The following is a 7,821-nucleotide window of genomic DNA, read 5'->3' on the forward strand; positions in this document are numbered from 1 at the left end:
GAGTCGTTTCACCGTTGTTAACCATTTTTCAATAGTGTGCGGGGCATGGTCGCCTATTCCCGGGTGGCTGATTTGAACTTCAAGGAGCCCCCTCGATGATAAAAGGAAAAAAGAGGTCTGCCACTCAATTCTTGGCGCTTCTGGTGACGGTGATGTTCGTTGCCGCCTGGTCTGCCTGGCCAGCATTAGCCCAATCCACCTCCACCGCGGAAGAAGAGCTTGCCGATGAAGATTCCAGCGTCGCTCTAATCATGGATGCATCCGATTCCATGATGGCTGAGGATGTCGACGGCGGAACTCGTCTGGATGCGGCGAAGCAAGCGGCGAACCAGCTTGTTGACTCCCTGCCTGAGACTGCCGTGATGGGCATGCTGGTCTACGGTGCTTCCGAATCCAATGCCCCTGATAACCGCGGGCGCGGTTGTGAGGATATTGACGTGCTTGCTCCCGTCGAGCGCATCAATAAAGAAGAACTCTCGGCCGAAATCGACGGCATCGAAGCCCAAGGCTATACGCCAATGGGCAATGCGTTGCGTGCAGCTGCCGATGAGCTTGGAAGTGAAGGCGATCGCTCGATCATTTTGGTCTCCGACGGCATTGATACCTGCGCGCCTCCTCCAGTGTGTGATGTCGCCGAGGAACTAGCCGGCGAAGGATTTGACCTGACCATTCACACTGTCGGTTTTAAAGCAGATGAAGCAGCCCAGGAAGAGCTCGAATGTGTATCTGAGGTTTCCGGTGGCACCTACGTCGAAGCCAACGATGCCGAAGAGCTGGGACACCAGCTGGAGTTCCTGGCACAGCGCGACGTTGTGGGCTACGAAACCGCCGGCACCGAGTTCGAATACGCCGACACCATCGAAGACGCACAGTGGCTGGGCGAAGGCCAGTACCAAACCCGCGTGGAAGTCACCGAGACCGATGATGACGTCCGATACTTCCGAGTTGCAGTACCCGAAGGTCATAACGCGCACATTTCAGCAACGGGTATTGCTGACCGAGATGGATCTGGCCAGTCCTCGGCAGGAAGGGATGGAGATGTATTCATCCGTTCGCAGGAAGTTTCAAATCATATGGACGGATCTGACTGTCGCGGCAGCAGTACCTCAAATGTCGGTGGGGGCGAAATCGATCTGAGTAACTACTTTCCAACCGAGCCACAGGTTGTGATGATCGAGGGCGAAGATCCTGGAGACTGCGACATGGATGAATGGATTATCGGGCATTCATTCTCCGCAGACCATGAAAATAACCTGGTTGGTGAAGAAATCACCGCGGAAGTCAATGTTTTCTTCGAACCGGTCCCACCTGAGAACGCAATTCTTCCTGAAGGTGACTCTGGCTCACTATCCCAAGACGAGCCGGACGTAGATTTCGGCGATGGGCAAGAGGTTGAAAATGGAACCAGCTTCAATGATGCGGTGGAAATCGAGCCTGGTACTTACAGCAACAAAGTTGTAGGCGGTGAAGTGCACTATTACAAGATTCCAGTGGAATGGGGACAGGTGCCTCAAGTCGCTGTCCGCAGTCGATTGAATGAAAATATCGATCATGCGTGGATGTCTACCCAGTTGGTTAATCCCGTTCGCAATATCGTCGCGGATGATTACACGTCCTCCTGGGTATCCGACAGCACCAAAGTATCTCAGCTGATGGCAGACCGTCCGGTGCGATATGAGAACCGAAACGCAAACCTCGGAGGACATAGAAGTTCAATCGCCGGTGACTATGTCATTGCGGTGTCTATGTCGATTCCCCAACAAGAGGACAGCCTCTCGGGCATCGAGCAGGATTATGAGTTAGCGGTTGATGTCACCGGTGCAGTGGATGAGCATCCTAATGACTGGGTCCCAACTTTTGAGCCTGGACCGGAACCGACCGATGAGCCACCAACCTATGATGCGGCTTCAGAGGAAGCCACCGCGGAGGTGGAAACTTCTGAAGAAGCAGCGGCTGATGCGGAAACCGAAAACACTGCCGCGGAAGGCTCTTCCGAAGGAGGATTCAGCGCTCTAATTTGGGGCGTGGTCGGGCTTCTCGTCTTAGCGCTAATCGGCATCTTCGTTGCCATGGGATTGAAGCTGCGAAAGAAGTAGGTCCCTCAAACCTTAACCCGCTCCTTGAGCGTGGTCCTTGAGCCTCGAGCTTTTTCCTGAGAGGGTTAAAGCTCGAGGCGGGGCATAGCCGGCGGTGTCCTAGAATCCCAGTGCGATGCGGCAACGTTCAGGGGTAGGGGAAATTGGTGGTTATGGTGCGGATTTGTGTTGGTTGGCGCGGGTTATGTAAAGTAACCTATCGTGCCTAAGGGCACAGATAAAAAATAAATATGGCCCTGTGGCGCAGTTGGTTAGCGCGCCGCCCTGTCACGGCGGAGGTCGCGGGTTCAAGTCCCGTCAGGGTCGCAAGATTGTCCTTGCGGCAATCTTTGGCCAGATAGCTCAGTCGGTAGAGCACACGCCTGAAAAGTGTGGGGTCGCCAGTTCGATCCTGGCTCTGGCCACAATGCAAAGCTCCTAGTGTGAAAACATTAGGAGCTTTCTTTGCGTATTCCGGTAGACTGATCTACATGGCAAATGAAGTAACTCATAACACTGACCGCAAGCGCTTTGAGATCGTTGTTGACGGCAAAGTAGCAGGACACGCAGATTATCTTCTCCCTTCTGAGGATGTCCGCGACTTTAACCACACGGTCATCAGCCCAGATTTCCGTGGACAAGGGCTTTCCTCCCCGCTGATTAAGGCGGCGTTGGATGACACCCGTGAAGCAGGATTCCAGGCAGTTGCGTCCTGCTCGGCCGTACAGCACTTTGTTTCCAAGAACCCTGAGTACGAAGATCTCATCCGCCGCTAAATAAGCGGGATGGGGATGAGGAGGTAGAAATTGAGCACTGAGAATACCGCTCAAGATCGCAATATCGAAGTCACGCATGATGAGGCAAACACTAAGTTTGTCCTCTTCGTTGATGGCCAAGAAGCCGGCGCGGCACACTATGTGCTGGCGGCTGATAACGTGCGCGATTTTAACCACACAGTCGTGGATGAAGCTTTCCAGGGCCAAGGCCTGTCAAAGCCTCTAATTACCTCCGCGCTGAACCAGACCTGGGAAGACGGCTTTAAAGTAATCGCTACCTGCCCGGCAGTTCGTAAGCTGGTGCGCACCACTGGTGAGTACAAAGACATCGTCATCAAGGCTTCAGACATCGAGAGTTAGATTCAGCTGAGAATTCAACCCAGTAAACAATAAAGGGACGGCACCGCATCAACGCGGTACCGTCCATTTAATATTTCTAGAAGTATCTTCGGATTAGATGAAGTAATCTGGGTCAACCAGCTTGACCTGTTCTTCTTTCCTGCGAGGACGATTCTTTGCTGGAATGCCGGTAGCGGTGTGGAAGTCTGGAACGTCCTTTGTCACTACGGCATTTGCGCCGACAGCAGAGCCCTCACCCACGGTGATTGGTCCGAGAACCTTGGCGCCCGCGCCAATGGTGACATTGTCCTTCAACGTTGGGTGACGCTTGGTCTGGGTGAGGACCTGGCCGCCCAAAGTAACGCCGTGATAGAGCATAACGCCATCACCGATCTCGGCGGTTTCACCAATAACAATGCCCATGCCGTGGTCGATGAAGAAGCGGCGGCCAATGGTTGCGCCAGGGTGGATTTCAATACCGGTCAAAAAGCGGTTGAATTGGGCCAGAATACGCGCAGGGGCTTTAAGATTGCGCTGCCACAGCCAATGGCAGACGCGGTGAATCCAGATGGCATGGAGGCCGGAGTAAACAACAGCGTTTTCTAAGTCGCCGCGAGCTGCTGGATCATGCTCACGCGCGTTTTTAAGATCTTCCCGAATCCGAGAAACTATCGTCATAGGGTTCATATGCGAAAGCCTACCGTTAAACTTTTAAGCGTCCAGCAATTAAAAAGACCCGGCTACCCAATAACGTTGGATAGCCGGGATTGACGCTGTGAATTAAAGTGCCACAGCGGTCTGCGATTTAATTAGTCGCGGATGTCCTCGAACAGAACGGTGGAGACGTAGCGCTCACCGAAGTCTGGGGCGACAACAACGATGGTCTTGCCCTTGAACTCATCACGAGCAGCAACCTTCAGAGCGGAAGCAATGTTTGCACCGGAGGAGATACCAACCAGCAGGCCTTCATCGGTAGCCAGCTTGCGAGCCATAGCGATGGACTCTTCGTTGGTGACGGTCAGAACCTCGTCGAGCAGTTCGCGGTCCAGAACCTCTGGTACGAAGTTAGCGCCGATGCCCTGAATCTTGTGTGGGCCAGCCTTGCCTTCGGACAGAACTGGGGAGTCGGCAGGCTCAACAGCAACCAGGTGCAGGTCAGCGTTCTGTTCCTTGAGGTAGCGGCCAGCACCGGTCACGGTGCCGCCGGTGCCTACACCTGCAACGAATGCGTCAACGCTCTCACCGGAGTCAGCCCAGATCTCAGGGCCGGTGGTCTTGTAGTGAACCTCTGGGTTAGCCTCATTGCCGAACTGGCGAGCCAGAACAGCGTTCTCCTGCTCAGCCAAGATCTCGTTTGCCTTGTCAACAGCACCCTGCATGCCAGCAGCACCTGGGGTGAGGACGATCTCTGCACCGTATGCGCGAAGCAGAACACGACGCTCAGCGGACATGGTCTCAGGCATGGTCAGGATGACCTTGTAGCCGCGAGCTGCGCCAACGAGTGCCAGCGCAATACCGGTGTTACCGGAGGTTGCCTCAACGATGGTGCCGCCTGGCTTCAGTTCACCGGATGTCTCTGCAGCGTCAACGATGGCTGCGCCGATGCGGTCCTTGACGGAGTTTGCTGGGTTGAAAGACTCAACCTTGACCAGAACGGTTGCGTCGATGTCCTTGGTCAGGCTGTTCAGGCGAACCAGTGGGGTGCCGCCGATAGTGTCCAGGATGTTGTCATAAATCTTAGCCATGTAAATGGGCTCCTTTAATAGCTTGTTTGCAGGTTTAGAGCCAGTCTACACCACATGACTAGACCGCACTGTATATTTATTCTAGACCGATAGGTTAGTTGCCCGGCTGGGTATTTAGATTCTTCTTCAAGCGGGTGCACCTAATTGGGTGTACCTGGATTTATGGAACTAGATGTGAGTCCAATTGGAAATCGCGTAACGCTTTGGGTTAGGATTACCCCCGAATAACGGTTAACATGTGGATAATCGTGTTGGAATACCCCCGTTTTTAAGGGTTCTAAGGAGTTTGGGTCAATGGACTCGCATCGGATCAAAGACGACGATGAAGCCGTCCGCACCGCGCTGGCTTCGTTGAAGACTGCCACTGGCATTCCCGTCACTATGTACGGAACACTATTGCCGGATAACCGACTTCAGATCACCCAGTGGGTTGGCCTTCGTACTCCTGCGCTGCAGAATCTCATTATTGAAGCGGGTGTCGGCGTCGGTGGTCGTGTGGTTTCAACTCGTCGCGCAGTAGGTGTATCGGATTATGTCCGCGCTAACACCATCTCACATGAGAATGACCGCTACATCCAGGATGAGGGTTTGCACTCCATCGTGGCTGTCCCCGTGATTGTTCAGCGTGAGATTCGCGGTGTTATCTATGTTGGTGTTCATTCACCGGTGCGCTTGGGCGACAAGGTGATTGAAGAGGTCACCATGACTGCACGCAGTCTGGAGCAAGATCTGGCTGTTAACTCCGCGCTTCGCCGCACTGATGGTGGCAAGTCCGGTGCCGGCCGTGGCCATGTAATGAATGGTGCTGAGTGGGAGCAGGTCCGTTCCACTCACTCCAAACTTCGTATGCTGGCTAATCGTGTTGAAGATGAATCTTTGCGCAAGGAACTAGAGGCCCTCTGTGATCAAATGGTTTCTCCAGTACGCGTCAAGCAGTCAACCAAGCTGTCGGCGCGTGAACTCGATGTCTTAAGCTGCGTCGCATTGGGACACACCAATGTTGAAGCGGCAGAAGAAATGGGCATCGGTGCGGAAACGGTGAAGTCATACCTGCGTTCAGTGATGCGTAAGTTGGGCGCCCACACGAGGTACGAAGCAGTTAACGCTGCCCGCCGAATCGGTGCTTTGCCGTAAGATAGCTAGGCGTGAAAGATCTATTTATTGTTTCAGGTGGTGCGCGCCTTTCCGGCGCTGTAAAAATCGACGGCGCTAAGAACTCAGTGTTGAAACTGATGGCCGCCGCATTGCTTGCTGAAGGATCTACAACGCTGACAAATTGTCCCGAGATCCTCGATGTGCCTTTGATGAAGAAGGTGCTTGAGGGTTTGGGCTGCACGGTCGAGATTGACGGAAAGACCGTGACCATTGATACCCCAGCCGAATTGCGCAGTGACGCCGACTTTGATGCTGTCCGCCAGTTCCGCGCCTCCGTCTGTGTGCTCGGCCCACTCACTTCACGCTGTGGCCGAGCCCGGGTGGCTCTTCCCGGTGGTGATGCCATCGGTTCCCGCCCGCTCGATATGCACCAGTCCGGTTTAGAGAAGCTTGGCGCTTCGACCCATATTGAACACGGTGCCGTGGTCACAGAAGCCAAAGAGCTAAAGGGTGCCAAGATTAAGTTGGATTTCCCTTCGGTTGGTGCGACCGAGAATATTTTGACTGCTGCCGTGCTTGCCGATGGCCAGACGGTATTAGACAACGCTGCCCGAGAGCCGGAGATTGTTGATCTGTGCACCATGCTCGTAGAAATGGGTGCTGATATTGACGGCGCGGGTACGTCGACCATCACGATTAATGGTGTGGAGAAGCTCAATCCAACTAACCACGAGGTTATTGGTGACCGCATTGTTGCGGGAACCTGGGCTTATGCAGCGGCAATGACCCGCGGTGACATCACTGTTAGCGGGATTGCGCCACGTCACCTGCACTTGCCTTTGGCAAAGCTGCGTTCCGCAGGTGCGGATATCGAGACCTATGAGAACGGTTTCCGCGTTCGTATGGACGGCCGTCCAAAGTCCGTGGATTACCAAACGCTGCCATTCCCAGGCTTCCCAACTGACTTACAACCGATGGCAATTGGTCTGTCTGCGGTTGCAGAGGGAACAGCGGTAATCACTGAGAATGTATTTGAGTCTCGCTTCCGCTTTGTTGATGAAATGCTTCGCTTGGGTGCGGATGCTCAGGTTGATGGGCACCACGTTGTTATTCGTGGGCAAGAGAAATTGTCTTCTACTCATGTCTGGTCTTCAGATATTCGTGCGGGTGCGGGCTTAGTACTAACTGCACTATGCGCGGATGAACAGACCACGGTGCACGATGTCTTCCACATCGACCGCGGATATCCGAAGTTCGTGGAGAACCTCCAAGCATTGGGAGCCACGATTGAACGGGGCCAAGAAGAGACTATCTACTAACCACAACGAGTGCGCATGAATGTTTAACATTCATGCGCACTTCTCATTTCGACAGAAACATACGTTGTGCTGGGGATTTGTGTTGGTTGTGGGTGGCGTGTAACTTTATGTGAGTCAGCGAGACCGACAACGCCCCGCACAGAGCATGAGGTTCTGGTGAGATGGCGGTAGGAAAACACTCCGGTGACATTCAAAATTATTTTTTGACTTTCCATTCACTTGTTTATGGACGCAACAATGTTGTGTTTCATGGATGGTGGTGTGGTTGTTGTCTGAGAACTCAATAGTGTGCCAATGTACTTTTTTATTTTTGTCTGTGTTGTATGGATGAGGATGATGTTGGATTGGATGGCCTTTCGGGGTTGTTTGGTTGTTGGTGTGTGCCGGATGTCGGGGGTTGTTAGATACTCGGCATTGAAAATATTGTAATTATTTTTAACGGTGCATATTGTTTATCAACATTGTTTAAGTT

7 protein-coding genes and 2 tRNA genes are annotated in these 7,821 nt (G+C 53.3%); 7 read left to right on the plus strand and 2 right to left on the minus strand.

Annotation, left to right across the window (positions count from 1 at the left end):
* The first annotated feature begins 95 nt into the window (after window positions 1-95).
* The 5 genes from ACG98I_RS06125 to ACG98I_RS06145 all read left to right on the plus strand — a co-directional run bounded on the left by ACG98I_RS06125 (window position 96) and on the right by ACG98I_RS06145 (window position 3,211).
* Window positions 96-2,096, plus strand: coding sequence for a VWA domain-containing protein (locus ACG98I_RS06125; RefSeq protein ID WP_394718859.1), 2,001 nt, complete (start codon window positions 96-98; stop codon window positions 2,094-2,096).
* Window positions 2,097-2,328: 232 nt separating this feature from the next.
* Window positions 2,329-2,402: transfer RNA gene (locus ACG98I_RS06130), tRNA-Asp, on the plus strand.
* A 25-nt stretch (window positions 2,403-2,427) separates the two neighbouring features.
* Window positions 2,428-2,500: transfer RNA gene (locus ACG98I_RS06135), tRNA-Phe, on the plus strand.
* Window positions 2,501-2,566: 66 nt separating this feature from the next.
* On the plus strand, window positions 2,567-2,851 hold the full coding sequence (locus ACG98I_RS06140) for a GNAT family N-acetyltransferase (protein WP_394718857.1): 285 nt from the start codon (window positions 2,567-2,569) through the stop codon (window positions 2,849-2,851).
* Between the two features lie 30 nt (window positions 2,852-2,881).
* Window positions 2,882-3,211: a GNAT family N-acetyltransferase gene (locus tag ACG98I_RS06145; RefSeq protein WP_394718855.1), complete on the plus strand. Its 330-nt coding sequence runs from the start codon at window positions 2,882-2,884 to the stop codon at window positions 3,209-3,211.
* A gap of 93 nt (window positions 3,212-3,304) precedes the next feature.
* On the opposite strand, the gene epsC is transcribed toward ACG98I_RS06145, so the two are convergent.
* Window positions 3,305-3,868 (minus strand): serine O-acetyltransferase EpsC, encoded by a 564-nt coding sequence (gene epsC, locus ACG98I_RS06150; protein ID WP_394718853.1) that lies wholly within the window; start codon window positions 3,866-3,868, stop codon window positions 3,305-3,307.
* Between the two features lie 131 nt (window positions 3,869-3,999).
* Complete coding sequence (gene cysK / locus ACG98I_RS06155; protein WP_394718851.1) at window positions 4,000-4,935, minus strand: cysteine synthase A; 936 nt, start codon at window positions 4,933-4,935, stop codon at window positions 4,000-4,002.
* Between the two features lie 294 nt (window positions 4,936-5,229).
* Between cysK and ramA the strand changes: the two genes are divergently transcribed.
* A complete protein-coding gene (gene ramA / locus ACG98I_RS06160) occupies window positions 5,230-6,069 on the plus strand; it encodes an acetate metabolism transcriptional regulator RamA (protein WP_394718849.1) in 840 nt (279 codons plus the stop codon).
* An 11-nt stretch (window positions 6,070-6,080) separates the two neighbouring features.
* On the plus strand, window positions 6,081-7,349 hold the full coding sequence (gene murA, locus ACG98I_RS06165; RefSeq protein WP_394718847.1) for a UDP-N-acetylglucosamine 1-carboxyvinyltransferase: 1,269 nt from the start codon (window positions 6,081-6,083) through the stop codon (window positions 7,347-7,349).
* Window positions 7,350-7,821: the final 472 nt, after the last annotated feature.

Source organism: Corynebacterium sp. L4757 (assembly GCF_043673995.1).
GTDB lineage: Bacteria > Actinomycetota > Actinomycetes > Mycobacteriales > Mycobacteriaceae > Corynebacterium.

Excerpts from the sequence above, each read along its gene's own strand:
- ACG98I_RS06125 (WP_394718859.1), top strand. The coding sequence starts at position 96 with ATGATAAAAGGAAAAAAGAGGTCTGCCACTCAATTCTTGGCGCTTCTG.
- ACG98I_RS06140 (WP_394718857.1), top strand. The coding sequence starts at position 2,567 with ATGGCAAATGAAGTAACTCATAACACTGACCGCAAGCGCTTTGAGATC.
- epsC (WP_394718853.1), bottom strand. The coding sequence starts at position 3,868 with ATGACGATAGTTTCTCGGATTCGGGAAGATCTTAAAAACGCGCGTGAG.
- cysK (WP_394718851.1), bottom strand. The coding sequence starts at position 4,935 with ATGGCTAAGATTTATGACAACATCCTGGACACTATCGGCGGCACCCCA.
- ramA (WP_394718849.1), top strand. The coding sequence starts at position 5,230 with ATGGACTCGCATCGGATCAAAGACGACGATGAAGCCGTCCGCACCGCG.